At 51.9% G+C, this 24,397-nt stretch carries 25 protein-coding genes; 14 read left to right on the top strand and 11 right to left on the bottom strand.

Going from position 1 to position 24,397, the window contains the following annotated elements; translation table 11 throughout:
• Nucleotides 1-124: 124 nt before the first annotated feature.
• Entirely contained in the window at nucleotides 125-1,429 is a 1,305-nt protein-coding gene (gene tig, locus MYB54_RS16195; RefSeq protein WP_248721057.1) for a trigger factor, read from the bottom strand.
• Between the two features lie 314 nt (nucleotides 1,430-1,743).
• The gene (bolA, locus tag MYB54_RS16200) at nucleotides 1,744-2,058 is read right to left on the bottom strand and encodes a transcriptional regulator BolA (RefSeq protein WP_014914529.1); all 315 of its coding nucleotides are present in this window, start codon (nucleotides 2,056-2,058) and stop codon (nucleotides 1,744-1,746) included.
• Between the two features lie 324 nt (nucleotides 2,059-2,382).
• On the opposite strand from bolA, the gene MYB54_RS16205 reads away from it, so the two are divergent.
• From MYB54_RS16205 to MYB54_RS16240, 8 genes are all read left to right on the top strand, one after another.
• Complete coding sequence (locus MYB54_RS16205) at nucleotides 2,383-2,961, top strand: lipoprotein (RefSeq protein ID WP_014914528.1); 579 nt, start codon at nucleotides 2,383-2,385, stop codon at nucleotides 2,959-2,961.
• A gap of 59 nt (nucleotides 2,962-3,020) precedes the next feature.
• Nucleotides 3,021-4,508: a muropeptide MFS transporter AmpG gene (ampG, locus tag MYB54_RS16210; protein WP_014914527.1), complete on the top strand. Its 1,488-nt coding sequence runs from the start codon at nucleotides 3,021-3,023 to the stop codon at nucleotides 4,506-4,508.
• A 425-nt stretch (nucleotides 4,509-4,933) separates the two neighbouring features.
• Complete coding sequence (gene cyoA, locus MYB54_RS16215; protein ID WP_014914526.1) at nucleotides 4,934-5,896, top strand: cytochrome o ubiquinol oxidase subunit II; 963 nt, start codon at nucleotides 4,934-4,936, stop codon at nucleotides 5,894-5,896.
• A gap of 4 nt (nucleotides 5,897-5,900) precedes the next feature.
• The gene (gene cyoB, locus MYB54_RS16220) at nucleotides 5,901-7,892 is read left to right on the top strand and encodes a cytochrome o ubiquinol oxidase subunit I (protein ID WP_014914525.1); all 1,992 of its coding nucleotides are present in this window, start codon (nucleotides 5,901-5,903) and stop codon (nucleotides 7,890-7,892) included.
• Nucleotides 7,882-8,496 carry a cytochrome o ubiquinol oxidase subunit III gene (locus tag MYB54_RS16225; RefSeq protein ID WP_014914524.1) on the top strand — a complete coding sequence of 205 codons (615 nt, stop codon included), beginning with the start codon at nucleotides 7,882-7,884 and terminating at the stop codon, nucleotides 8,494-8,496. The genes cyoB and MYB54_RS16225 overlap by 11 nt, the downstream gene beginning before the upstream one ends.
• On the top strand, nucleotides 8,496-8,828 hold the full coding sequence (locus MYB54_RS16230; RefSeq protein ID WP_010282099.1) for a cytochrome o ubiquinol oxidase subunit IV: 333 nt from the start codon (nucleotides 8,496-8,498) through the stop codon (nucleotides 8,826-8,828). The genes MYB54_RS16225 and MYB54_RS16230 overlap by 1 nt, the downstream gene beginning before the upstream one ends.
• Nucleotides 8,829-8,842: 14 nt before the next feature.
• Nucleotides 8,843-9,733 carry a heme o synthase gene (cyoE, locus tag MYB54_RS16235; RefSeq protein ID WP_010282097.1) on the top strand — a complete coding sequence of 297 codons (891 nt, stop codon included), beginning with the start codon at nucleotides 8,843-8,845 and terminating at the stop codon, nucleotides 9,731-9,733.
• Nucleotides 9,734-9,970: 237 nt separating this feature from the next.
• On the top strand, nucleotides 9,971-11,335 hold the full coding sequence (locus MYB54_RS16240; RefSeq protein WP_248721058.1) for an MFS transporter: 1,365 nt from the start codon (nucleotides 9,971-9,973) through the stop codon (nucleotides 11,333-11,335).
• A gap of 55 nt (nucleotides 11,336-11,390) precedes the next feature.
• Here the strand turns inward: MYB54_RS16240 and MYB54_RS16245 are convergent, their stop codons facing one another.
• Nucleotides 11,391-11,882: a YajQ family cyclic di-GMP-binding protein gene (locus tag MYB54_RS16245; RefSeq protein ID WP_014914521.1), complete on the bottom strand. Its 492-nt coding sequence runs from the start codon at nucleotides 11,880-11,882 to the stop codon at nucleotides 11,391-11,393.
• Between the two features lie 188 nt (nucleotides 11,883-12,070).
• Here MYB54_RS16245 and panE point away from each other — a divergent pair, with 188 nt between their 5' ends.
• Both panE and yajL read left to right on the top strand, forming a co-directional pair.
• Nucleotides 12,071-12,979, top strand: coding sequence for a 2-dehydropantoate 2-reductase (gene panE, locus MYB54_RS16250; RefSeq protein WP_014914520.1), 909 nt, complete (start codon nucleotides 12,071-12,073; stop codon nucleotides 12,977-12,979).
• Nucleotides 12,942-13,532 (top strand): protein deglycase YajL, encoded by a 591-nt coding sequence (yajL, locus tag MYB54_RS16255; RefSeq protein WP_014914519.1) that lies wholly within the window; start codon nucleotides 12,942-12,944, stop codon nucleotides 13,530-13,532. The genes panE and yajL overlap by 38 nt, the downstream gene beginning before the upstream one ends.
• A gap of 35 nt (nucleotides 13,533-13,567) precedes the next feature.
• On the opposite strand, the gene thiI is transcribed toward yajL, so the two are convergent.
• A complete protein-coding gene (thiI, locus tag MYB54_RS16260) occupies nucleotides 13,568-15,016 on the bottom strand; it encodes a tRNA uracil 4-sulfurtransferase ThiI (protein ID WP_014914518.1) in 1,449 nt (482 codons plus the stop codon).
• Between the two features lie 252 nt (nucleotides 15,017-15,268).
• Between thiI and xseB the strand changes: the two genes are divergently transcribed.
• The 3 genes from xseB to dxs are packed head-to-tail and all read left to right on the top strand — an operon-like array spanning nucleotide 15,269 to nucleotide 18,309.
• Nucleotides 15,269-15,517: an exodeoxyribonuclease VII small subunit gene (gene xseB, locus MYB54_RS16265; RefSeq protein WP_010282080.1), complete on the top strand. Its 249-nt coding sequence runs from the start codon at nucleotides 15,269-15,271 to the stop codon at nucleotides 15,515-15,517.
• Entirely contained in the window at nucleotides 15,514-16,425 is a 912-nt protein-coding gene (ispA, locus tag MYB54_RS16270; protein ID WP_014914517.1) for a (2E,6E)-farnesyl diphosphate synthase, read from the top strand. Before xseB ends, ispA begins: the two co-directional genes overlap by 4 nt.
• An 18-nt stretch (nucleotides 16,426-16,443) precedes the next feature.
• Nucleotides 16,444-18,309 (top strand): 1-deoxy-D-xylulose-5-phosphate synthase, encoded by a 1,866-nt coding sequence (gene dxs / locus MYB54_RS16275; protein ID WP_014914516.1) that lies wholly within the window; start codon nucleotides 16,444-16,446, stop codon nucleotides 18,307-18,309.
• Nucleotides 18,310-18,377: 68 nt separating this feature from the next.
• On the opposite strand, the gene pgpA is transcribed toward dxs, so the two are convergent.
• The 6 genes from pgpA to nrdR all read right to left on the bottom strand — a co-directional run bounded on the left by pgpA (nucleotide 18,378) and on the right by nrdR (nucleotide 22,590).
• A complete protein-coding gene (gene pgpA / locus MYB54_RS16280) occupies nucleotides 18,378-18,914 on the bottom strand; it encodes a phosphatidylglycerophosphatase A (RefSeq protein WP_248721059.1) in 537 nt (178 codons plus the stop codon).
• Entirely contained in the window at nucleotides 18,889-19,869 is a 981-nt protein-coding gene (gene thiL, locus MYB54_RS16285; protein WP_014914515.1) for a thiamine-phosphate kinase, read from the bottom strand. Before thiL ends, pgpA begins: the two co-directional genes overlap by 26 nt.
• A gap of 68 nt (nucleotides 19,870-19,937) precedes the next feature.
• The gene (gene nusB, locus MYB54_RS16290) at nucleotides 19,938-20,357 is read right to left on the bottom strand and encodes a transcription antitermination factor NusB (protein ID WP_014914514.1); all 420 of its coding nucleotides are present in this window, start codon (nucleotides 20,355-20,357) and stop codon (nucleotides 19,938-19,940) included.
• 24 nt (nucleotides 20,358-20,381) lie between these two features.
• Nucleotides 20,382-20,858, bottom strand: coding sequence for a 6,7-dimethyl-8-ribityllumazine synthase (gene ribH, locus MYB54_RS16295; RefSeq protein ID WP_012773708.1), 477 nt, complete (start codon nucleotides 20,856-20,858; stop codon nucleotides 20,382-20,384).
• 110 nt (nucleotides 20,859-20,968) lie between these two features.
• Nucleotides 20,969-22,105 carry a bifunctional diaminohydroxyphosphoribosylaminopyrimidine deaminase/5-amino-6-(5-phosphoribosylamino)uracil reductase RibD gene (gene ribD / locus MYB54_RS16300; protein ID WP_248721060.1) on the bottom strand — a complete coding sequence of 379 codons (1,137 nt, stop codon included), beginning with the start codon at nucleotides 22,103-22,105 and terminating at the stop codon, nucleotides 20,969-20,971.
• A gap of 35 nt (nucleotides 22,106-22,140) precedes the next feature.
• Nucleotides 22,141-22,590, bottom strand: coding sequence for a transcriptional regulator NrdR (nrdR, locus tag MYB54_RS16305; RefSeq protein WP_010282042.1), 450 nt, complete (start codon nucleotides 22,588-22,590; stop codon nucleotides 22,141-22,143).
• A 219-nt stretch (nucleotides 22,591-22,809) separates the two neighbouring features.
• On the opposite strand from nrdR, the gene MYB54_RS16310 reads away from it, so the two are divergent.
• Nucleotides 22,810-23,379, top strand: a complete 570-nt coding sequence (locus tag MYB54_RS16310) for a SadB/YajI family lipoprotein (RefSeq protein ID WP_010282039.1) — start codon at nucleotides 22,810-22,812, stop codon at nucleotides 23,377-23,379.
• Between the two features lie 75 nt (nucleotides 23,380-23,454).
• Here the strand turns inward: MYB54_RS16310 and secF are convergent, their stop codons facing one another.
• On the bottom strand, nucleotides 23,455-24,366 hold the full coding sequence (secF, locus tag MYB54_RS16315; RefSeq protein WP_043901963.1) for a protein translocase subunit SecF: 912 nt from the start codon (nucleotides 24,364-24,366) through the stop codon (nucleotides 23,455-23,457).
• Between the last annotated feature and the right edge of the window lie 31 nt (nucleotides 24,367-24,397).

A 24,397-nucleotide genomic window follows, 5' to 3' on the forward strand; every position in this document is an offset into this window, starting at 1 on the left:
ACCAGAGATAAAGTACAATCGAAACGATAACCATCAAGATCGCACAAACCTATAAGCAAAAAGCCCGCGCCATAAGGCACGGGCTTTTGATAGGGAAAGCTCCCTGCTACGCAATCAACAATGTTTATGCTGTAGCAGTTTGATTCATCAGCTCGTTGAAGCTTACTGATTTCTCAACAACTTTCGCTTTAGCAAGTACGGTTTCTACCGCTTGCTCTTCCAGAGCGACGTTACGCATGTTGTTCAGCAGCTCTTTGTTTTTGCTGTAGAACTCGATAACTTCCTGCGGATCTTCGTAAGCAGAAGCCATCTCTTCGATCAGCGCATTAACGCGTGCTTCGTCAGCTTTCAGCTCATTGGTGCTGATAACTTCACCCAGCAACAGACCGATAACAACGCGACGTTTAGCTTGCTCTTCGAACAGCTCACGCGGTAATTCCTGCGCTTGCTTCTCGTTGCCGCCAAAACGCTGTGCAGCCTGACGGCGCAGAACGTCGATTTCGCCATCGATCAGTGCAACTGGCACGTCGATTTCGTTAGCGTTGATCAATCCGTCCAGAACCTGAGTTTTCACACGGTTACGCACCGCGCCTTTCAGCTCACGTTCCATATTTTTACGAACTTCAGCACGCAGACCTTCCTGAGAACCATCCGCCACGCCGAAACGCTTGATGAATTCTTCAGTCAGTTCAGGCAGCTCACGCTCTTCAACTTTCTTCAGGACGATAGCGAACTGAGCCGCTTTTCCTTTCAGGTTTTCAGCGTGGTAATCTTCTGGGAAGTTCACGTCGATAGTGAATTCTTCACCCGCTTTGTGTCCAACGATGCCATCTTCAAAGCCTGGGATCATGCGGTTCTGGCCCATTGCCAAAACGAAGTCGGACGCTTTTCCGCCTTCAAAGACTTCACCGTCGATAGAGCCAGTGAAATCGATCGTTGCACGATCTTCCGCTGCCGCAGCGCGGTCGGTTTCTTTCCAGGTTGCCTGTTGCTTACGCAGCGTGTCCAGCATGGTATCAACGTCAGCATCAGTCACTTCAACAACCGGTTTTTCAACTTCGATCGCATCCAGACCTTTCAGTTCGATTTCCGGATACACGTCAAACTCAACAGAGTAAGTGAAGTCGCCGCCTACAGCATATTCGCCAGGGATATAGTTAGGCGCGCCAACCGGATTAATTTTTTCTTTGATGATCGCGTCAACAAAGTTGCGCTGCATCAGGTCACCCAATACGTCCTGACGCACGGAGGCACCATAACGCTGAGCAACAACATTCATCGGCACTTTGCCTTTACGAAAACCGTCAATACGTACTTTTTTGGCCGCGTTGACCAGCTCGCTCTTCACCGCACTCTCAATGATGTCAGCAGCAACGGTAATCGTTACGCGACGTCCCAGACCTTGAGTGGTTTCAACTGAAACTTGCATCTTGTTACCTCAAAAAATCACAGTGATCGGTCAACCCCAAAACTATTCTCGCGACGAAAACTCTCACGACAGCAGGGCTGATTCAGCGCTGGCACCAAGGCGCACAGGCTTAAATAAACCTCGCAGAACCGGGAAATTGCCAACCCCGTCCCTGTAGTCAGAAGCGTCCCGAATACATTCAGGAAAAATAGACGCAGCATTATAGCGATATAGAGGGGATGAGTCGAGAACGGCGGGCAGACTATTACAGCAACGGATTCACACTTTTGTCAGTAACCCGCCCCGATATGTCAGGAACGGGCCATATTAATGAATTAAGAAAGGATGCCAGCGCCACCGCAAGGCGGTGAAGAAGGGACGGCATTTTGCAAGCTGCTCCACTCTTTTGTCGTATACGTATGTAGCGCGAGTGCATGCACCGACCCCGCCAGCTCCGCGGCCAGTACGGCATAGACTGCGCGATGCCGCCCAATCACACGTTCGCCCGTGAATTTATCGCTGACCAACACAACTTTAAAATGACTTTCCGCTCCCGCAGGCACGTTGTGGCGATAGCTCTCATCAGTGACTTCTAAATGAACGGGTTCAAAACCCACACGCAGCTTTTCTTCTATCGTTTCACGCATCATACGACTACCCTTTCGGCTTGGGGAAAATGTGATATCAACGCGACATTGCTGTCATTCACCGATGTCCGAATCAGTATAACCTTAGCGTTTTTTCAATCTGTTATGCCTAAGAGCGGCATGACAAAGAAGAAAAAGGGTCGCGAAGAGTGGAGATATCATCGGCGGTATTGATGTGATAAAAACGTTTTTCCGGGTCAACGGCATGAAAAAGATGAATTTCAGGACAATTTACCTGCTATCGGCTCTTTTTCCTGCCTGTGGCGATGATATGATATCAACAATATTTGTCAGCTCACCACACTAATCATTACTGAGAAAATACGAATGTTAAAAAAATTATTTTTCCCTCTTCTGGCCGTCATTCTGCTTGCAGGATGTGCAGCAAAAAGCAACACGCTGAACATCACCCCCAAAATCAGCCTGCCTTCCCAGGACCCGACGCTGATGGGCGTAACGATTAGTATCAATGGTGCAGACCAACGCGCCGATCAGGCTCTGGCGAAAGTGAATCGCGATGGCCAACTGATTACGCTGACGCCTTCTCGCGATCTACGTTTCCTGTTGCAAGAAGCGCTGGAGAAACAAATGACCGCGCGTGGTTACATGATCGGTACTGGCGGCCCGGTAGCCTTGCAGATCGTGGTTAACCACCTGTACGCCGATGTCTCCGAAGGCAACCTGCGCTACAACATCACTACCAAAGCGGATATCTCCATCATTTCTCAGGCGGCAAATGGCAACAAGCAGGTGAAGAACTACCGCTCAACCTATAACGTTCAGGGTGCTTTCACTGCGAGCAACGAAAAAATCACCGATGCAGTTAACACCGTGTTAGGCGATGTCATCAACGACATGGCACAAGACACCAGCGTAAGCAGCTTCGTCAAAGAAAACGCCCGTTAATTTCTGTACGCCGCTTCCCTTGCTCCTGAACGCTCACGGAGCAAGGGAAAGGACTCTTCATGTTTAGTCGCATCATTGCTTTATTCAGCCAACGTAATTCGCTTTTTATGCTGTTGCTTGGCTTCGCTTCCGGTTTACCACTGGCATTGACCTCCGGCACCTTGCAAGCCTGGATGACCGTCGAGAATGTCGATCTGAAAACCATTGGTTTCTTCTCTTTGGTTGGTCAGGCCTACGTATTCAAATTCCTGTGGTCCCCGCTGATGGACCGCTACACCCCACCGTTTCTCGGCCGACGCCGCGGCTGGCTGATACTCAGTCAACTTATGCTGATTGCTGCCATTATTGGTATGGGGTTTATGAACCCGGCTCGCGATCTCTGGTGGCTGGCTGCGCTGGCGGTTCTGGTCGCGTTCTGCTCCGCCTCTCAGGATATTGTTTTTGATGCCTATAAGACGGATTTACTTCCCCCAGAAGAACGCGGTACGGGCGCAGCCACCTCGGTATTAGGTTATCGTCTGGCGATGCTGGTTTCTGGTGGACTGGCGTTGTGGATGGCCGATCGCTATTTCGGCTGGCAGGCCACCTATTGGTTAATGGCAGGACTCATGCTGATCGGTGTGTTCGCGACCCTGTTAGCACCGGAACCACTGAATAGTCAGCCAGCACCACGCAGCATGGAACAAGCGATTGTTGCCCCCCTGCGCGATTTCTTCGCACGCAACAACGCCTGGCTCATTCTTCTGCTTATCGTGTTATACAAGCTCGGTGACGCCTTTGCGGTCAGCCTGACGACAACCTTCCTGATTCGCGGCGTTGGTTTCAATGCGGGTGATGTCGGGCTGGTTAATAAGACGCTTGGACTCTTCGCCACCATCGTGGGAGCCATTTACGGCGGATTATTGATGCAGCGGCTCTCCCTGTTCAGAGCGCTGATGCTGTTTGGTATTCTTCAGGCCGTATCCAACGCGGGGTACTGGCTGCTCGCTATCACCGCCAAAAATCTGTTCACCATGGCTACCGCTGTTTTTCTGGAAAATCTCTGCGGCGGTATGGGGACAGCAGCATTCGTCGCACTATTGATGACGCTGTGTAATAAGTCGTTCTCAGCCACACAGTTTGCTCTGCTTTCCGCCCTTGCCGCCGTCGGACGGGTTTACGTTGGCCCTATCGCAGGCTGGTTTGTCGAATCCTATGGTTGGGCATGGTTCTACCTGTTCTCGATTTTTGCCGCGTTACCGGGCCTGGCCATCCTGCTTATCTGCCGTGAGACGTTGGAGTTCACCCAGAAAACCGACACCTTTCAGTTACGCACAAACTTCCAGAACTATTACAAGAAAGCCTTATATGTGTTGGGATTGGGTGCGATCGTGCTGGCATTGTGGCTCATGCTGCTGATCAGCAATGCGCTGGAATGGTCCTCACTGCCAGAGGTAGCAGAATACCTGCTCGCCGCAGGCGGCGCACTCGCTCTGCTGGGCATTTTCTTCGGTAGCTTGCTGGATTATCTGTCACTTCGGCGCGAGTCAAAACCGTCAACACACTGACGATATTTGTTCAGGCAGCGCGCATCTGCTGCCTGAACCTATTACAGTTTTCCTTTATTTAATTATTTTTCCCATAATTATCTTGCTAGCTGGAATTTTATTTCCTCGTAAAAATCCGCCAGAACTAATTTCATTTGTCATCAAAAACGCAGATTGAACAAAAATTTTCACTAAATCGGAAATAGAAAATAAGCGTTACGGTGAGTTGTAATTTCTTATTATCCATCCATACTCTTATCGGGGTAGCCTCTTAATTTGCTGTTTTTCAATACCATTTTTATTTTGGCTATCTTTGTGACATTAAGGGCAAAAAACAGCAACAAACGGCTGACATAACCTTAATCATGTTTACAGTGCAGTAACCTTCCCGTAAAATGCCCGCTCGCGTAAAATGACAATAGAGCCCTTGTTATTGAGGTCGCTAGATGAGACTCAAGAAATACAATACAATTTTTGGGATGCTGTCTTTATTTGCAGCCACTGCTCTGCTGAGCGGTTGCGATATGGCGCTGATGAACCCCAAAGGAGAGATCGGGTTAGAGCAAAGATCGTTAATACTGACTGCCATCGGGCTGATGTTGATCGTTGTGATTCCCGTTATCGTTATGACGATAGCTTTTGCCTGGAAGTTCCGTGCTTCCAATGAAAAGGCAAAATATACCCCGAACTGGTCACACTCCAATAAGATAGAAGCAGTAGTTTGGACTGTACCAATTATCATTATCGTCATTCTTGGCACGATTACCTGGAAGACGACCCACTCGCTTGATCCCTATAAGCCACTGGTGTCAGACGTCAAACCTATCAATGTCGAAGTTGTTTCGCTTGACTGGAAATGGCTGTTTGTTTACCCGGACTTGGGTATCGCGACGGTTAACGAACTGGCTTTCCCTGCCAACGTACCTGTTGCGTTCAAGATTACATCCGACTCCGTGATGAACTCCTTCTTCATCCCTCGTCTTGGTGGACAAATCTATGCCATGGCCGGAATGCAGACGAAGCTCCACCTGATCGCTAACGAACCGGGCAAATATGACGGTATCTCTGGCGGCTATAGTGGTAAAGGCTTCTCTGGTATGAAGTTCACCGCGATTGCTACACCAACTCAACAAGAGTTCGACCAGTGGGTTGCGAACGTTCGGTCGTCCCCTAAGACACTGAATACTATGGATGAATTCAACGCCTTGGCTAAACCAAGTGAATTCCATCCTGTCGAATACTTCTCCAGTGTCCAGCCGGATTTGTTTAATAATCTTATTCGCAAATTCACAGGCAGCGGCATGAACATGCAACATCATGGTGAAGGCATGAAGCCCGAAGAAAACATGCAACACGGTGAGGGTATGAACATGGGCGAGCATAGCTCGCACAAAGGAGCCGAGGGATAATACGATGTTCGGAAAACTTACACTCGATGCGGTTCCGTATCACGAACCCATTATCATGGTCACCGTGGCGGCGATCATCGTTGGCGGCCTTGCGCTGCTGGCGGCAATAACCTATTTCGGTAAGTGGAAATGGCTGTGGGCCGAATGGTTCACTTCCGTCGACCACAAGAAAATCGGTATCATGTACATCATCGTCGGTCTGGTGATGATGATTCGTGGTTTCGCCGATGCCATCATGATGCGCGGCCAGCAGGTTTTGGCCTCTGCCGGGCAAGAAGGCTTCCTAAACGCTCACCACTACGATCAGATTTTCACCGCCCACGGTGTGATCATGATCTTCTTCGTGGCGACACCGTTCGTCGTTGGTCTGATGAACCTTGCGGTTCCTTTGCAGATCGGTGCGCGTGACGTTGCTTTCCCCTTCCTGAACTCCCTCAGCTTCTGGCTGTTTGTTGTCGGCGTTATCTTGATCAACCTCTCTCTTGGGGTCGGTGAGTTCGCCCAGACGGGTTGGGTGGCCTATCCGCCGCTTTCAGGAAAGGAGTACAGTCCCGGCGTCGGGGTCGATTACTGGATATGGAGTCTACAGATATCCGGTATCGGTACTACGCTGACGGGTGTTAACTTCTTCGCCACCATTCTGAAGATGCGCGCACCTGGCATGACGCTGATGAAAATGCCGGTATTTACCTGGACGGCACTGTGTACCAACGTGCTGATCATCGCCGCATTCCCAATATTGACCGTTACCATTGCGCTGCTGACGCTTGACCGTTACCTCGGCACCCATTTCTTTACCAATGATATGGGTGGCAACATGATGATGTACATCAACCTGATTTGGGCATGGGGTCATCCTGAGGTTTACATTCTGGTGCTGCCGATCTTTGGTGTTTACTCCGAAGTGGTTGCCACCTTCTGTAAAAAACGTCTGTTTGGCTACACCTCATTGGTGTGGGCAACCATTGCGATTACGGTTCTGTCGTTCATCGTTTGGCTGCACCACTTCTTTACCATGGGGTCCGGCGCGAACGTCAACGCCTTCTTCGGTATAGCCACCATGATTATTTCAATCCCAACCGGGGTTAAAATCTTCAACTGGCTGTTCACCATGTATCAAGGCCGTATTCAATCTCACTCCACGATGCTGTGGACCACGGGCTTCATCATCACCTTCACCATCGGTGGGATGACCGGCGTACTGCTGGCCGTACCGGGCGCAAACTTTGTCCTGCACAACAGCCTGTTCCTGATTGCTCACTTCCATAACGTGATCATCGGCGGCGTCGTGTTTGGTTGCTTCGCGGGTATCACTTACTGGTTCCCGAAAGCCTTTGGTTTCACCCTGAACGAAACCTGGGGTAAACGTGCGTTCTGGTTCTGGATTATTGGCTTCTTCGTTGCCTTCATGCCGCTGTACGTCCTCGGCTTCATGGGGATGACGCGTCGTCTGAGCCAGCAAATCAACCCTGAATTCCACGCCTTGCTGGTTGTGGCATCCATCGGTGCAGTGCTGATCGGTATCGGTGTGCTGTGTCAGGTGATCCAGTTCTACGTCAGTATCCGTGACCGTCACCAGAACCGTGACCTGACGGGCGATCCGTGGGGTGGGCGTACGCTGGAGTGGGCAACCTCTTCTCCTGCGCCGTTCTACAACTTCGCTGTCGTGCCGCATGTTGACGAGCGTGATGCGTTCTGGGAAGCGAAAGAGAAAGGTGAAGCTTACAAGCGCCCTGCCAGCTATGAAGAGATTCACATGCCGAAGAACACCGGCGCCGGTGTGATTATCTCCGCATTCAGCCTGGTATTCGGTTTTGCCATGATCTGGCATATCTGGTGGCTGGCCATCGCTGGCTTCGCAGGCATGATTGTGACCTGGATTGTGCATAGCTTTAATCAAGACGTGGATTACTACGTGCCGGTTAAAGAAATTGAGCAAATTGAGAATCAGAATTTTGATCAACTCAGTAAGGCAGGCGTGAAACATGTCAACTGAAACTCTGACTAACCACAATACAGCCCATGCAGAGCATGGGCACCACGACACAGGCGCCAATAAAGTATTCGGCTTCTGGGTCTACCTGATGAGCGACCTGATTATTTTCGGGTCACTGTTCGCGACTTATGCGGTACTGGTTAACGGTACTGCGGGTGGCCCGAGCGGGAAAGAGCTTTTCCAACTGCCTTTCGTGCTGGTGGAAACGTTCGCGCTGTTGTTCAGTAGTATTACCTACGGCATGGCGATGATCGCCATGAACAAGGGCAACAAATCTCAGGTTAATACCTGGTTAGGCGTGACCTTCCTGTTCGGTCTGGTGTTTATCGGGATGGAAATCTATGAGTTCCATCATCTGATCGTGGAAGGCTATGGTCCGGATCGCAGCGCGTTCCTGTCAGCCTTCTTCGCACTGGTCGGCACTCACGGGCTCCACGTAACGGGCGGTCTGATCTGGTTGGTCATCATGATGATTCAGGTCTCTAAACGTGGCCTGACTGCAACCAACAAAACACGTCTGATGTGCCTGAGTCTGTTCTGGCACTTCCTCGACGTGGTATGGATCTGTGTCTTCACCGTTGTTTATCTGCTGGGGGCAATGTAATGAGTCATTCAACAACCGATCATTCAGGTGCCAGCCACGGCAGCGTTAAGTCATACGTGATAGGTTTTGTTCTGTCTGTGATTTTGACAGTGATTCCTTTCAGTATGGTCATGAGCGGCACTGCCTCGCATAGCGCCATCCTTTTCACGGTGGTGGGATGTGCAGTGGTTCAGATTCTGGTGCATCTGGTGTACTTCCTGCACCTGAATACGTCCTCAGAAGAGCGCTGGAACGTGGTGGCTCTTGTGTTTGCCGTCCTGATTATCGCTATTGTCGTCGTGGGCTCCATCTGGATTATGATGAGCGCACACCACAATATGATGATCCAGTAACAGAGCCGTAAAAGATGATTAAGCAATACCTGCAAGTTACTAAACCAGGAATTATTTTCGGAAATCTGATTTCCGTTATCGGTGGATTTCTCCTTGCGGCCCAAGGCCGCATTGATTATCCCCTGTTTTTCGCCACCCTCGTGGGTGTGTCGTTAGTCGTTGCATCTGGCTGCGTGTTTAACAACGTCATTGACCGCGACATCGACAAGAAAATGGAGAGAACCAAAAATCGGGTTCTGGTAAAGGGACTGATTTCGCTGAAGGTAACGCTGGTTTACGCATCGCTGTTAGGTATTGCGGGCTTTGCTCTGCTTTACATCGCGGCTAACCCGCTGGCCATGTGGCTGGCGGTGATGGGCTTCGTCGTGTATGTCGGTGTGTATAGTCTGTACATGAAGCGGCATTCTGTTTATGGCACGCTGATTGGCAGCCTGTCTGGCGCGGCACCACCGGTTATCGGTTACTGTGCCGTCAGCAACCAGTTCGACGCTGGCGCGTTGATTCTGCTGCTGATCTTTAGCCTGTGGCAGATGCCGCATTCCTACGCGATTGCGATTTTTCGCTTCAAGGATTATCAGGCCGCCAACATCCCGGTACTGCCTGTTGTGAAAGGCATCTCCGTTGCGAAACACCACATCACGCTGTACATCGTGGCGTTTGCAGTAGCGACTCTGATGCTGTCTCTCGGCGGCTATGCTGGCTATAAATATCTGATCGTTGCCGCAGCAGTGAGCGTCTGGTGGTTGGGTATGGCGCTGTCAGGCTATAAAAACGCGATTGATGATCGTGTATGGGCAAGAAAACTGTTTGTTTTCTCCATTGTCGCGATTACGTCACTGAGCGTCATGATGTCTGTGGATTCAATGGCACCCGCGCATGAAATCATGCTGACCTACCTGCGTTAATCACAAGTAGCGTTACATATATTAAGAAAAACAGGTGGCTTGTCCGCCTGTTTTTTTATGTCCTGTTTTCTGCACGTCCCCTTCGGGCCGTCGCAAAAGCGACGTTGAAAAACGCCCCTGCATTTTTTCTTTTCCCCTCCCCTACTTTCTCCTCCGCCAAATCACGTAACAAACCTATCGTTTACTGTCTGACCAAGAACGCACTAAAATAGTGGCAATTGCTTTTCAGAGGTACACATGAACGATAATAAAATGACCCCTGGCGAATTACGCGCCACATGGGGCTTGGGAGCCGTTTTTTCACTGCGCATGCTTGGCATGTTTATGGTGTTGCCTGTCCTGACAACTTACGGCATGGCCTTACAGGGTGCCAGTGAAGCGCTGATCGGTATTGCCATTGGCATTTATGGCCTGATGCAGGCTATTTTCCAAATTCCCTTCGGCTTGGCCTCTGACCGCATCGGCAGAAAACCCCTGATCGTTGGGGGATTGTTGATTTTTGCTCTCGGTAGCGTCATCGCTGCACTGAGCGACTCTATCTGGGGCATTATCCTTGGCCGGGCATTGCAAGGTGCGGGGGCAATCTCCGCTGCCGTTATGGCGCTGCTTTCCGACCTGACGCGTGAGCAGAACCGAACCAAAGCCATGGCATTTATCGGTGTGAGCTTCGGCGTCACCTTTGCTATCGCGATGGTCGTTGGGCCTATCGTTACCCATGCCTTCGGTTTACAGGCGCTCTTCTGGGGCATCGCCCTTCTGTCACTCGCAGGTATTGTCATTACTCTGACGCTGATTCCTTCCGCACCTGAGCACGTTCTGAATCGAGAATCGGCGATGGTGCGCGGCAGTTTCCGCAAAGTGCTCAGCAATAGCCGCCTGCTGAAACTGAATATCGGCATCATGTGTCTGCATATTTTATTGATGTCGAGCTTCGTCGCCCTCCCCCGAGTCATGGAATCTGTGGGGTTAGCACCGCAGGATCACTGGAAAGTCTATCTGACCACCATGCTGATCTCTTTTGTCGGCGTCGTGCCTTTCATCATTTATGCGGAAGTGAAAAGACGAATGAAGCAGGTCTTCATCGGCTGCATCGTGGTGCTGATCGCCGCAGAGGTTGTCTTATGGTCGGCGGGCAACCATCTTTGGCAAATTATCATCGGCGTACAGCTGTTCTTCCTGGCCTTCAACGTCATGGAAGCGCTGCTGCCCTCGCTGATTAGCAAGGAATCACCTGCGGGATATAAAGGCACCGCGATGGGCGTTTATTCCACCACGCAGTTTATCGGTGTAGCAATTGGCGGGAGCCTCGGCGGCGGACTGTTTGAGCTTTATGGCGCGTCTGCCGTCTTTATGGCTGGCGCGGCCATTACGGCCATCTGGCTACTCGTCAGCTTCACCATGCAAGAACCGCCTTATCTCAGCAGCCTCAGAATTACACTGCCTGATTTAGCGCTGCGCGATAGTGAATTGGAACAGAAAATACGTACCCAACCCGGCGTTGCAGAAGTTGTCGTCGTACCGGATGAACAGAGCGCCTATGTGAAGATCGACAACAAAAAGACCAATCGGCAGCAGCTAGAACAGCTGGTAGGACAGAACTAAATAGAAAGGCCAGCTTTTGCTGGCCTTTCTGTTCATCGGCGGCTGACTAAAAGTATCAATCGCGGAAGTTGGTAAACTGGAACGGTTGCCCCAGATTCCCGCCGCGAATCAACGCCATCACACCCTGTAAGTCATCACGTGATTTACCGGTGACGCGAACCTGTTCACCCTGAATCTGCGCCTGCACTTTCAGCTTGCTGTCTTTGATCAGCTTGATGATTTGCTTCGCCAGCGTCGTTTCAATACCTTGCTTCAGCTTCGCTTCCACGCTGTACGTTTTTCCGCTGTGTTCCATTTCTTCTGGGATATCCAGCGAACCGCCTTCAATACCGCGCTTAACCAGCTTTTCACGCAGAATATCAACCAGCTGTTGTACCTGAAAATCAGACTCGCTGGCCACTTTGATACTCTGTGATTTCTCATTCAGTTCAAAGCTGGCCGGAACATTACGAAAATCCCAACGGGTGCTCAGATCGCGCGTCGCATTTTCCACCGCGTTACGGACTTCCTGCATATCAATTTCCGAAACAATATCGAAAGATGGCATAATTCGCTCTCCTGACAAATTTGGCTGGCGAGCATAATAACCGCTCTTCTGCGATAAGCAAGATGCCAGACACAATCCCGATTTTTACTCGGCATCCGGCAAACAGGCCGAATAACACAAGATCGTGACATGAATGATAGCCTATCATGGCAGAACGACAGCGCCCGCATCAAATAGGGGAGACGTACATGAAAATCACCGTTCTTGGCTGTGGCGCGCTGGGTCAACTTTGGCTCGCTGCGTTACATCAGCAAGGGCATGATGTCCAGGGATGGCTGCGCATTCCGCAACCGTATTGTCCAGTCAATGTCACTATGCTGGACGGCCAGCACTGTAATCTCAACCTGACAGCGAACGACCCCGATCACCTTGCCCAAAGCGAACTTCTGCTGGTGACGCTAAAAGCCTGGCAGGTTTCCGATGCCGTTACCGTGCTGTTGCCGCAGCTCAACCCACAGTGCACGATTCTACTTTTGCACAATGGGATGGGCACACGGGAAGAATTACCGCCGCTACAACATCCGCTAGTGCTCGGTATCACCACCCACGCCGCCCGACGCGACATCAATAACGTCGTACACGTTGCGGCAGGCACAACGCATATTGGCACATTTAACGGTGACAGCAGCCAAAGCCATGTAGCTGAGGTGCTGCATCAGGCCTTGCCTGATGTGGCTTGGCACACCAACATTAGCGCCACCTGCTGGCTGAAACTGGCGGCTAACTGCGTCATCAATCCGCTAACGGTGAAATATCACTGCACTAATGGCGAACTTTCTGCCTATCCAGAACTGATTGTGTCACTTTGTCAGGAAGTGGCCAGCGTCATGGAACGGGAAGGCTTCCATACATCGGGAGATAGTCTGCTGCTCTACGTGAATCAAATTATTCAGAACACGGCGGCAAACACCTCATCGATGTTGCAGGACATCATCGCTCAGCGGCATACCGAAATTGATTACATTACCGGGTATTTACTGCACCGAGCGCGCCTCCACGGCCTGACGCTCCCCGAAAATGCCCGTCTGTTTGACTACATTAAGCAAAAGGAAAATGATTATGACCGCATCGGCACTGGTGTGTCTGGCACCTGGTAGTGAAGAAACTGAAGCCGTCACGACCATCGATTTGCTTGTCCGGGCAGGTATTCAGGTCACGCTTGCCAGCGTAGCCAGCGATGGCAATCTGGAAATCGTCTGCTCACGTGGGGTAAGGCTGCTGGCGGATGCCCCACTGGCTGCCGTCGCCGATCGGCCTTTCGATGTGCTGGTGTTACCGGGTGGGCTGCAAGGTGCGGAGTGCTTCCGCGATAGCCCAATACTGGTGGAATGCATTCGACAAGCGCATCTGGAAGGGAAAATTGTCGCTGCGATGTGTGCAACGCCTGCGCTGGTGCTGGAATATCATCAGCTGTTCCCCGTCGGAAACATGACGGGCTATCCTGCGTTTAAGGATAAGATTGCGCCAGAAAAATGGATGGAAAAGCGTGTCGTCTACGATCCGCGCGTGAATCTGTTAACCACGCAGGGGCCAGGCACCAGCATGGATTTCGCCTTGAAGATTATTGATTTACTGCTGGGCAAAGAAAAAGCCGCCGAAGTCGCCGCACAGCTCATCCTGCCGCCGGGCATTCATAACTATCGCGATTAACGTAGATGAAAAAGGCGCTTGCGCGCCTTTCTATATTACGGACGGTATACCTTCACATTGGTAAAACCTTGCTCACGCAGATACAGCGCCTGCAAGCGGCTCATCACGCCACGCTCACAGTAGAGCAGATAGGTTTTGCTCTGATCCAAATCGCCAAACTGCGTACCCAGCTTGTAGAACGGTAAGGATTTGATTTCGACCTGATCAAGTTCAAGCGGCTTATCGTCCTGCTCATCCGGTGCACGGATATCCAGCAGCACGTCGGTTGGCGCAAATGACGCGACCGTTTCCACTTCAACCACATCTTGCTTAGTCTGCTCGGCGATCTCACGGATATCAATATTCCGGGCTTCACTCACCACGCGATCCAGGATAGCAAAATCGAAGTGGCTTTCTTCGGCCTCAATCTTCGCTTTCACCGCCTTCACCGTCGGGCTTTTAGAGATCACACCACAGTATTCTGGCATCGTTTTGGCGAAATCTTCCGTCCCCAGTTCGCGAGCCTGTTTGATAATGTGTTCTTTATCATGAGAAATCAGCGGACGCAGAATCAGCGTGTCGGAGGCATTATCGATCAAACGCAGGTTGGTCAGCGTCTGGCTAGAGACCTGCCCTAACGCTTCACCCGTCACCAGCGCCTGAACACCGTAACGCTCAGCAACTTTGGAGGCCGCACGCACCATCATGCGCTTCAGCACGACGCCCATTTGGCCGTCGTCGACTTTCTCGAGAATTTCACCCACGACAGGATCGAAGTCGATAGCAATAAAACGCACCCGATGTGAGCTACCAAAGCGGTTCCACAGATAGTGTGCGACCTGTTTCACCCCAATCTCATGTGCTGCACCGCCAAGGTTGAAGAAGCAGTAATGCACACGACATCCGCGACGCATCAACATATAGCTGGATACGCCGGAATCGAAACCACCGGAAATCAGTGACAGCACATCTTCTTGCGTACCGATCGGGAAACCGCCGATACCTTCATAGCGCCCCTTAATCAGCAGCAGACGGTCCTGCTCGATTTCCAGATGCACGGTGACCTGCGGTGCAGTGAGGTTGACTCGCGCCGTTTCAATGTGCTGGTTCAAACCACCGCCGACGTAGCGTTCTACGTCCTGTGAGCTGAATTCATGCTTACCGCGGCGTTTCACTCGCACACAAAACGTCTTGCCTTCCAACCGCTCACGGTACAACGCCAGCGCTTGTTCAAAGATATTGTGCACGTCGGTATAGGCGTGATCTTCAACTTCCAGAATATGGTGAATGCCGGGAATTCTTGTCAGCGCATCACGAATCGCCTCACGCTGGCTTTCGTCTTTGGCCCGAACTTCGATATGATCCCAGTGACGGACAACCGCCAGCGTTTCATCATAGTGTTTTAATACGTTGCGAATGTTTCCGGTTAGAATCTTGATAAAGCGCAACCGCACAGATTGGCTCTTGATGGTGATTTCCGGGAACAATTTAATGATAAACTTCATGGTGGCTGTCGTTACTTGGTCAGAAAGGCGTAAATAAATTTACCCTGAGCACTAAAATCACGTTATCGGTAAAATCAGCCAGAACAGGGATGATTTTACCAATAGCATCCAGGGCGCGGAGTATATCATTATATGAAGATATACTGTGCGCTTTAACCGTATAATTGTTGCGCATCCACGGATGACCACACGCAACACCACGCTCTGCCGCCACAAGCCAACGGCGTATAACACCAGGATTCTGAAACCACTATGCCTAAGAAGACCGAGCAGCCAGTCAGCTTTGAAAGCTCGCTGAACGAACTGGAAAAAATCGTTACCCGCCTCGAATCAGGCGAACTGCCGCTGGACGATGCGCTAAATGAGTTTGAGCATGGCATCCAGCTCGCTCGCCAGGGTCAGCAAAAACTGCAACAGGCGGAACAGCGCGTACAAATCCTGCTGAGCGACGATCCCGAAGCGCCGCTGTCACCGTTTACGCCGGATAACGACTCGCTATGACCGATTTCAGCACGAAACTGAATGCGCATTACCAACGCACGAACCGTATGTTGGGGCATTTCATCGCCGACCTCCCCTTTCAGAGTAGTCCACTGGTCAATGCGATGGAGTATGGCTCACTCTTAGGAGGCAAACGCCTGCGCCCGTTTCTGGTTTATACTACTGGCGAACTGTTTGGCATGCCGTTAGAGAGTCTGGATGCCCCTGCCGCGGCAGTCGAATGTATCCATGCCTATTCATTGATTCATGACGATCTGCCGGCGATGGACGACGACGATTTACGCCGTGGACAGCCGACCTGCCACATCAAATTTGGCGAAGCCAATGCCATTTTGGCAGGCGATGCATTACAAACGCTGGCGTTCTCCATTTTGGCCGATGCACCGATGCCACAGGTCTCTGACCGCGATCGGCTGGCGATGCTCTCAGAATTGGCTCACGCCAGTGGCGTCGCAGGCATGTGCGGTGGTCAGGCTTTCGATCTGGAAGCGGAAGGTCATCAGGTCGATCTGGCCGCGTTAGAGCGGATTCACCGCCACAAAACCGGTGCCTTGATTCGCGCTGCAGTCCGACTAGGCGCGTTAGCAGCCGGTGAAGCAGGCCGCGACGCGTTGCCCCATCTGGATCGCTACGCTAATGCGATTGGGCTCGCTTTTCAGGTTCAGGACGATATTCTCGATGTTGTTGGCGACAGCGCGACGACAGGCAAACGTCAGGGTGCAGACCAGCAGCTAGGTAAAAGCACCTATCCCAGTTTACTGGGGTTAGATAACGCACGAAAAAAAGCACAGGAGCTCTATCAGGAATCACTGGCATCGCTTGACGACCTCGTCGCATCCAGCTCAATTCCCCTGAATATTGCCCCATTACAAGCGCTGGCGAATTTCATCGTTGAACGCGATAAGTAATTACCTAATGAGTCTCTAATGAGTTTTGATACCGCGAAGTACCCTACATTGGCGTTAGTGGAAACACCGGATGAACTTCGGTTGTTGCCGAAAGAGAGCTTGCCAAAGCTGTGCGATGAGCTGCGCCAATATTTGCTGGACAGCGTCAGCCGTTCAAGCGGCCATTTTGCTTCAGGGTTAGGGACGGTTGAATTAACGGTTGCACTGCATTACGTCTATAACACCCCTTTCGATCATCTGGTGTGGGACGTCGGCCATCAGGCTTATCCGCACAAGATCATTACCGGCCGTCGCGATCGTATTTCAACGATCCGTCAAAAAGGCGGCTTGCACCCTTTTCCATGGCGTGATGAAAGCGAATATGACGTATTAAGCGTCGGGCATTCATCCACCTCAATCAGTGCCGGGCTGGGCATGGCCGTTGCGGCCGAGCGTGAAGGCAAAGGCCGCCGTACCGTTTGTGTGATTGGCGACGGCGCGATTACCGCGGGCATGGCCTTTGAGGCGATGAACCACGCGGGCGACATCAAATCCGATCTGCTGGTTGTGCTGAATGACAATGAAATGTCGATTTCAGAAAACGTCGGCGCACTGAACAACCACCTGGCGCAGCTGCTATCCGGCAAGCTCTACGCCAGCCTGCGCGAAGGCGGTAAAAAGGTCTTATCCGGCCTGCCGCCTATCAAAGAGCTGGTGAAACGCACCGAAGAACACCTTAAAGGCATGGTCGTGCCGGGCACGCTATTTGAAGAGCTGGGTTTTAACTATATCGGCCCAGTTGATGGTCATGACGTTCAGGCGCTGGCGCATACGCTGAAAAATATGCGAAGCCTGAAAGGCCCGCAGCTCCTGCACATCATGACAAAGAAAGGCAAAGGTTACGCTCCTGCCGAGCAGGATCCGATCAGTTGGCACGCGGTGCCGAAATTCGATCCGGCCAGCGGTACATTGCCGAAAAGCAAAGAAGGTGCTCAGCCGACCTATTCCAAAATCTTCGGTCAATGGCTTCAGGAAACGGCCGCCAAAGACAGCAAGCTGATGGCAATCACGCCTGCAATGCGCGAAGGCTCGGGCATGGTGCAATTCTCCCGCGACTATCCGCAGCAATATTTTGACGTCGCGATTGCCGAACAGCATGCCGTCACGTTTGCTGCCGGTCTGGCAGTTGGCGGCTATCACCCGGTCGTCGCTATTTACTCCACTTTCCTGCAGCGTGCCTACGATCAGGTCATCCACGATGTGGCGATCCAGAATCTACCCGTTCTGTTTGCTATCGATCGCGGCGGTATTGTTGGTGCGGATGGACAGACGCATCAGGGCGCGTTCGATCTCTCTTTCTTACGCTGTATCCCGAACATGATCATCATGACGCCCAGCGATGAAAATGAGTGTCGCCAGATGCTGCACACGGGCTATCACTACCAGAAAGGCCCTACGGCGGTGCGCTATCCGCGCGGAAACGGTACGGGGACGGAGCTGACGCCACTATCAGAACTGCCAATCGGGAAAGGCGTGGTGCGTCGTCAGGGCGAAACGATCGCAATCCTGAATTTCGGGACGCTATTACCAGAAGCCCAGATTGCGGCAGAGAAGTTAAACGCCACACTCGTCGACATGCGTTTTGTTAAGCCACTGGATGAAGCGTTACTTGAAGAGCTGGCGCAATCTCACAGCACGTTTGTGACGCTGGAAGAGAATGCGGTCATGGGCGGCGCAGGAAGCGGCGTGAATGAGTTCCTGATGGCGAAACGCCTTGCTGTCTCGGTGCTGAACATTGGGCTGCCGGACGTCTTTATCCCACAAGGTTCTCAGGAAGAAATCCGTGCCGATCTGGGTCTGGATGCCGCTGGCATCGAGCGCAGAATCGCGCAGTGGATGGAATAAGCCACTAACGATAACCGGGGCACATGGCCCCGGTTCAATAATGTCAGTCGTTCAATAACACAATAGCGTCAGAATATCGGCCAGTGATAGCCGATGAAGTAGATAATACCCGCAGAGATCACCCCCGCGACAATATCATCGATCATGATCCCCATGCCGCCATGCACGTTGCGATCGAACCAGCGAATCGGCCAGGGTTTCCAGATATCCAGGCAGCGGAAGACGACAAACCCAGCCGCCACCCACTGCCATTTATCCACCGGGATCGCCATCAGGGTAATCCACATGCCGACAAATTCGTCCCAGACGATGCTGCCGTGATCGTGAACGCCCATGTCTTTTGCCGTCTGGTGACACAGGTAAACACCGATACAAATGCTCAGCATGACCAGCAGCGAATACAATTCAAGCGGCAGGAACGACATGAAGTACCACAGTGGAATCGCCGCCAGCGATCCTACCGTACCCGGCATCCAGGGAGACAGACCGCTGCCAAACCCGGTTGCCAGCAGGTGCCACGGGTTACTCAGCCGTAAGCGGCGTTTTGCCACTTCAGCACCTTTCGCCTTGTTCGCAGAGTCAGTTTTGCTCGCTAAAATGGTCATACCCCTTCCAGTTCAGCTCGGTCGCTTTATTATCCCTGAAAAAGCGTAGCCCTTCAGAGGAAGGCCCGATTTGCCCAATGCAGGTGTAGTCAGCGCCGAGATGCCCCAAGGCCAGTTCCAGCGCACCACGGTTAATTTCCGGCACGGTGAAGCACAGCTCATAGTCTTCGCCGCCAGATAGCGCCCAACGCAACGCCTGTTCTTCATCGACGCAGCCCCGTAGCCAATCAGATTGTGGGATCGATTCCAGATTAATACGCGCGCCGCACTCGCTGGCTTTAAGTATATGCTGTAGATCGGAGATGAGGCCGTCAGAAAGATCGATGGCTGAGCTGGCCAGATCGCGCAGTGCCTGACCTTGCAAAATTCTCGGCTGAGGACGAAGGTGACGTTGGATCAATCCCTGACGTGCCTTTTCATCCTCAACGTGCAGGGTATTCTGGAGGATAGCCAGACCAGCCGCGCTGTCGCCTAATGAACCAGTAACATAAATCCAGTCACCAATTCTGGCTCCGCGACGCGTCAACGCCCGACCTGCTGGCACCAGACCGTGGATAGTCAGCGTCAGGCTCAGCGGGCCGCGCGTCGTATCACCACCCACCAACTGCATACCATAGTAATCAAGTAGCTCAAACAAGCTGTCGCTGTACGCGGATAGCCACTGGCTATTGCTTTTAGGTAGGGTAATGGCCAGAGAAAGCCAGGCAGGATCGGCGCCCATTGCAGCCAGATCGCTTAAATTGACCGCCAGAGATTTGTAACCCAAATCGGCGGGATCGATATCAGGTAGGAAATGAACGCCAGATACCAGCGTGTCGGTACTCACCGCCAGCATCTGCTTATCTGCCACCGTCAGTAACGCACAGTCATCACCGATGCCTAACTCAACATCGCGACGTGAACTTCGGACCCGATTAAAATAGCGGGCAATAAGGTCAAACTCACCTTCAACCATAACCTTTCCAGCCAGCCTATCATTCAAAAGCGATCAGGGCCGGATATCCGGCCCTGATTCGATTCATTTTACTTCTTGCCTTTCCGTACACTCGGAGCAGCTTTGTCCAGCACGCCATTCACAAACTTATGGCTATCTTCAGCACCGAAGATTTTAGCCAGTTCGATGGCCTCGTTAATCGCCACCTTGTAAGGAACGTCTTCGCGCTTGCTCAGCTCAAACATCGCCAAACGCAGAATCGCTTTTTCAACCTGTCCTAATTCCTCAATTTGACGAGACAGGAAAGGTGCCATCAGTTGATCAAGCTTCTCAGCCTGAGTGGCAACACCCGCCAGCAATTCACGGAAATAGGCAATGTCGACATCTTTGACATCCTGCTCGCTCAGGAATTGGTGTTCAACATCGGCAATATCATTTTTAGATAACTGCCAGGAGTAAAGCGCTTGAACCGCACATTCACGAGCGCGGCGACGAGCAGCAGGTTTCACGGAATTCCCCTTACTTAATCAGGCTTACTTAATCGCTTTCAATACATTAATCATTTCTAGCGCGGTCAAAGCAGCTTCAGCACCTTTGTTCCCCGCTTTCGTACCGGCACGCTCAATCGCCTGCTCAATGCTTTCCGTCGTCAGAACGCCGAAAGCAACAGGGATTTCACTGTCCATCGCAACAGAGGACAGGCCTGAGCTACATTCGCCAGCAACAAATTCAAAATGCGCTGTTCCACCACGGATGACCGTTCCCAGAGCAATCACGGCATCATATCCGCCATTTTTCGCGCTTTTAGTCAGCGCACGAACCGTCAATGGCAGTTCGTAAGCACCTGGCACCCAAACAACGGTGATGTTTTCATCTTTAACCTGACCGATGCGCTTCAGTGCATCAATCGCACCTTCCAGCAGGCTATCGTTAATAAAATGGTTAAAACGCGCAATCGCAATCGCCACACGGGCATCAGGAGTAGCAACAACACCTTCGATAACGTTCATAGCTTTCCTTGTATCTGGTCTTTATGGCCCGCAGGGGGGCGGATTCTATCATAATTTTTGTTGGCACGTATCCGGTTTTGTCGGACCTGCGCCACGTATTTACATACACATCAGAATTTAGGTTTCAGGCGCAATCGCAAATCTGGGCCAACCTGGCGAACGTCTGCGATATCAAATTCCGGTGCCTGAGACAGCTGATCCAGTCCGGGTAAGAGGCACAGCGAACGGGCATTTTCACCTAACAGCTTGGGGGCAAGATAAACGATAAGTTCATCAACAACGCCAGCATTAAGCAGCGCACCGGCCAGACTGGCCCCAGCTTCGACCCAGACGGAGTTAATCTGCCGTCTCCCCAGCACCATCATCAACGCCACCAGATCAACACCGCCATTGTGCTGCGGTAGCATCACTTGTTCAACGCCCTGCGGCCACGCTTGTTCGTCCGCCTGCACGCGCGCCAGCCAGGCCTCACCCGGTTGGCTAATAATCCGATGCTGTGGTGTGACCCGCTGCTGGCTGTCCACAATCACCCGCACGGGCTGCCTGAGATCCGCTTCTGAATAGCGTTTCTGTACATCGGCCCCCAGCTCTGACCAGCGTACAGTGAGAGAAGGGTCGTCAGCTAACACCGTCGCACTACTACTCAGAATCGCTGCACTCTCCGCACGAAAGCGCTGCACATCCTGCCGCGCCTGCGGTGAGGTGATCCACTGGCTTTCTCCCGACGCCATCGCAGTACGCCCATCCAAAGACGCCGCCATTTTAAGCTGCACGTAAGGAAAGCCCGTCCGCATGCGTTTCAGGAAACCGACATTCACCTTCTCTGCTTCAGCCATCATCAAACCATGACTGACGGCAATTCCCGCTTGCTGTAAGCGATGCAAACCACGCCCCGCCACCTGTGGATTCGGATCCTGCATCGCAGCAACCACGCGGGAAACGCCAGCCGTAATCAACGCATCGGCGCAAGGCGGTGTTCGCCCATGGTGGCTACACGGTTCCAACGTGACGTAGGCCGTCGCACCACGTGCACGCTCCCCCGCCATTCTCAGCGCATGCACCTCAGCGTGTGGCTCACCAGCACGAAAATGATAGCCTTCACCTACAATTTCGCCATCACGAACAATCACGCAGCCAACATTAGGGTTGGGAGCTGTCGTGAAACAGCCACGGCGCGCCAGCTCTAGCGCGCGCGCCATGTATAATTCATCCTGCGGCAAGTGACCGTTTTCCTGAAAAGCGCTCATTCCCGAACCTCTTATTTCTATTGCGTCGACGCGACTTAATCCTGCAAACGCGCAATTTCTTCGCCAAATTCGCGGATATCTTCAAAACTGCGATACACCGATGCAAAGCGGATATAAGCCACTTTATCCAGCTTTCTCAACGCTTCCATCACCAGGTTGCCCACCATCTTGGTAGTCACCTCGCGTTCTCCGGTCGCACGAAGATGAGATTTAATGTGATTAAGCGCCATTTCGACGTCATCAGAACTGACCGGCCTTTTTTCCAGCGCCTTCAGCATGCCGCTACGCAATTTATCCTCATTAAAAGGTTCGCGTACTTCATTGCTTTTGATGACTCGCGGCATCACCAGTTCAGCCACTTCAAACGTGGTGAAGCGTTCATGACAAACCAGACACTGCCGACGACGACGTACTTGCGAACCTTCGCCGACCAGACGGGAATCAATGACTTTGGTATCAACAGCGGAACAAAATGGGCAATGCATGATGTGTCCTGACCAGTAATCCTTAAACGTAGCGACAGTTTACCCTGAATTAACGGACTAACCAAAACTCCTGATCCACGTTGCGAAGGGTTTCGCATCTCTTCCGGTAATAGGATGAAAAAAGCTGTCTCACCTATGACTTAGGCTTAATCACAGCTAAACTCAGCAACAGGGATCAACGGATCAATGAATAAAAACATCGAAAGGGGAACCACAGACATGAGAACCCGATATCGCGTACTGAGCTTCCTGCCAGCGCTAATTTTGCTCGCAGGGTGCGCTGAACAGCGCCAGATGCCCAAATTGCAAAATCAGATAGGCCAGCTCAATCAGCAATTACAAACGCTGACCGATCAGGCCACGGCATTAGAGCGACAAAATGCGTTGAATTCCCAGTCCACCTCCGGCGTTTATTTACTGCCAGCAGCGCAAACCAGCACTGTGCTGGAAAGCAGTATTGGCAGACTCAACGTGTCGTTACGCAATATCGAGACGGAAGCGAACGGAACAAGCGCGTTGCTGCACATTCGCACGCTTGATGCGAAGGGGCTACCGGCCTTTGGCGCACAGCTTGACTGGGGACGGCTCGATCCTGTGAGCGGGAAGCCTTTAGCTGGCGACACGCAAACACAGTCGTTTGTCGTCTCCCCTACTCTGTTACCAAAAGCCGAAGCGATTATTGAATTGCGCCTGAGCGGCCTGTCGCCGGAAGAACTCGGTTTTGTTCGTTTACATCAGGTTCAGGAAATACAGAGTCCGCCACCTGTTGCCGCGACCGAGTCCCCCTAGTAAGCACATTTCCCAACGCTAAGATGCAAAAAACCCCGCAGCAATGCGGGGTTTTTTATGTTTACAGTCAGCAGATTAAGGCAGGATAGACGGTTGGTCCGCCCCTTCTTTTTCCACTTTCTGAACGATCAGGTGTTCGCGCTTCATACCCAGTTTCAGCGCCAGAGCGGAAGAAACGTAGATAGAAGAGATCGTACCGATGATCACACCGATAAACATCGTCAACGAGAAGCCATGCAACAATGCACCACCGAAGACCATGAGGATCACAATCATCGCCAGCGTGGTCGCCGATGTGATGATGGTACGATGCAACGTCTGTGTCAGAGAGATGTTGGTAATCTCGTAAGGTGTGCCACGACGAACCTTGCGGAAGTTCTCACGAATACGGTCAGATACCACGATCTTATCGTTAAGTGAATAACCAATTACCGACATCAGCGACGCAATGATCGTTAGGTCAATCTCAATAGAGAACAGAGACAGCAGACCCATCGTGATGATCGCATCGTGCGCCAAAGCCAGCACGGCACTCATCGCCAGACGCCATTCAAAACGAAAACCGATATAAATAAGGATAGCAATCAACGCAGACAACAGCGCCAATGCGCCCGCCTGTGCCAAATCACTCCCCACGCTCGGTCCGACAAACTCAATACGTTTCACCGTCGCATGCTGCTGGAAGGTATCGTTCACCACCTTCAGCACTTTGTTACCGAGCGCTTCGTTCTCGCTGCCAGAAACGGGTGGCATACGTACCATTACGTCACGGCTGCTACCGAAATTCTGCACCTGCGGCTCTGAAAACCCGGAGGTCTCTAATGAACTACGCAGGACATCGAGATCGATCGGTTTCTCAAGGTTAATCTCAATGACCGTACCACCGGTAAAATCGAGTCCCCAGTTGAAACCACGTACACCCATAATCGCGATAGAAGCGATGATCAGCAGACCGGAAATGGCAAATGCCAATGTGTCCCAGCGCATGAAATCATGGACTTTACGCCCATGATTGAGT

This window comes from Pectobacterium nicotianae (assembly GCF_023272715.1).
GTDB classification, from domain to species: Bacteria; Pseudomonadota; Gammaproteobacteria; order Enterobacterales; family Enterobacteriaceae; genus Pectobacterium; species Pectobacterium brasiliense.

Bases quoted from the DNA above. Each gene is read 5' to 3' on its own strand.
- tig (WP_248721057.1), bottom strand. From the start codon at position 1,429: ATGCAAGTTTCAGTTGAAACCACTCAAGGTCTGGGACGTCGCGTAACG.
- bolA (WP_014914529.1), bottom strand. From the start codon at position 2,058: ATGATGCGTGAAACGATAGAAGAAAAGCTGCGTGTGGGTTTTGAACCC.
- MYB54_RS16205 (WP_014914528.1), top strand. From the start codon at position 2,383: ATGTTAAAAAAATTATTTTTCCCTCTTCTGGCCGTCATTCTGCTTGCA.
- ampG (WP_014914527.1), top strand. From the start codon at position 3,021: ATGTTTAGTCGCATCATTGCTTTATTCAGCCAACGTAATTCGCTTTTT.
- cyoA (WP_014914526.1), top strand. From the start codon at position 4,934: ATGAGACTCAAGAAATACAATACAATTTTTGGGATGCTGTCTTTATTT.
- cyoB (WP_014914525.1), top strand. From the start codon at position 5,901: ATGTTCGGAAAACTTACACTCGATGCGGTTCCGTATCACGAACCCATT.
- MYB54_RS16225 (WP_014914524.1), top strand. From the start codon at position 7,882: ATGTCAACTGAAACTCTGACTAACCACAATACAGCCCATGCAGAGCAT.
- MYB54_RS16230 (WP_010282099.1), top strand. From the start codon at position 8,496: ATGAGTCATTCAACAACCGATCATTCAGGTGCCAGCCACGGCAGCGTT.
- cyoE (WP_010282097.1), top strand. From the start codon at position 8,843: ATGATTAAGCAATACCTGCAAGTTACTAAACCAGGAATTATTTTCGGA.
- MYB54_RS16240 (WP_248721058.1), top strand. From the start codon at position 9,971: ATGAACGATAATAAAATGACCCCTGGCGAATTACGCGCCACATGGGGC.
- MYB54_RS16245 (WP_014914521.1), bottom strand. From the start codon at position 11,882: ATGCCATCTTTCGATATTGTTTCGGAAATTGATATGCAGGAAGTCCGT.
- panE (WP_014914520.1), top strand. From the start codon at position 12,071: ATGAAAATCACCGTTCTTGGCTGTGGCGCGCTGGGTCAACTTTGGCTC.
- yajL (WP_014914519.1), top strand. From the start codon at position 12,942: ATGACCGCATCGGCACTGGTGTGTCTGGCACCTGGTAGTGAAGAAACT.
- thiI (WP_014914518.1), bottom strand. From the start codon at position 15,016: ATGAAGTTTATCATTAAATTGTTCCCGGAAATCACCATCAAGAGCCAA.
- xseB (WP_010282080.1), top strand. From the start codon at position 15,269: ATGCCTAAGAAGACCGAGCAGCCAGTCAGCTTTGAAAGCTCGCTGAAC.
- ispA (WP_014914517.1), top strand. From the start codon at position 15,514: ATGACCGATTTCAGCACGAAACTGAATGCGCATTACCAACGCACGAAC.
- dxs (WP_014914516.1), top strand. From the start codon at position 16,444: ATGAGTTTTGATACCGCGAAGTACCCTACATTGGCGTTAGTGGAAACA.
- pgpA (WP_248721059.1), bottom strand. From the start codon at position 18,914: ATGACCATTTTAGCGAGCAAAACTGACTCTGCGAACAAGGCGAAAGGT.
- thiL (WP_014914515.1), bottom strand. From the start codon at position 19,869: ATGGTTGAAGGTGAGTTTGACCTTATTGCCCGCTATTTTAATCGGGTC.
- ribH (WP_012773708.1), bottom strand. From the start codon at position 20,858: ATGAACGTTATCGAAGGTGTTGTTGCTACTCCTGATGCCCGTGTGGCG.
- ribD (WP_248721060.1), bottom strand. From the start codon at position 22,105: ATGAGCGCTTTTCAGGAAAACGGTCACTTGCCGCAGGATGAATTATAC.
- nrdR (WP_010282042.1), bottom strand. From the start codon at position 22,590: ATGCATTGCCCATTTTGTTCCGCTGTTGATACCAAAGTCATTGATTCC.
- MYB54_RS16310 (WP_010282039.1), top strand. From the start codon at position 22,810: ATGAGAACCCGATATCGCGTACTGAGCTTCCTGCCAGCGCTAATTTTG.
- secF (WP_043901963.1), bottom strand. From the start codon at position 24,366: ATGCGCTGGGACACATTGGCATTTGCCATTTCCGGTCTGCTGATCATC.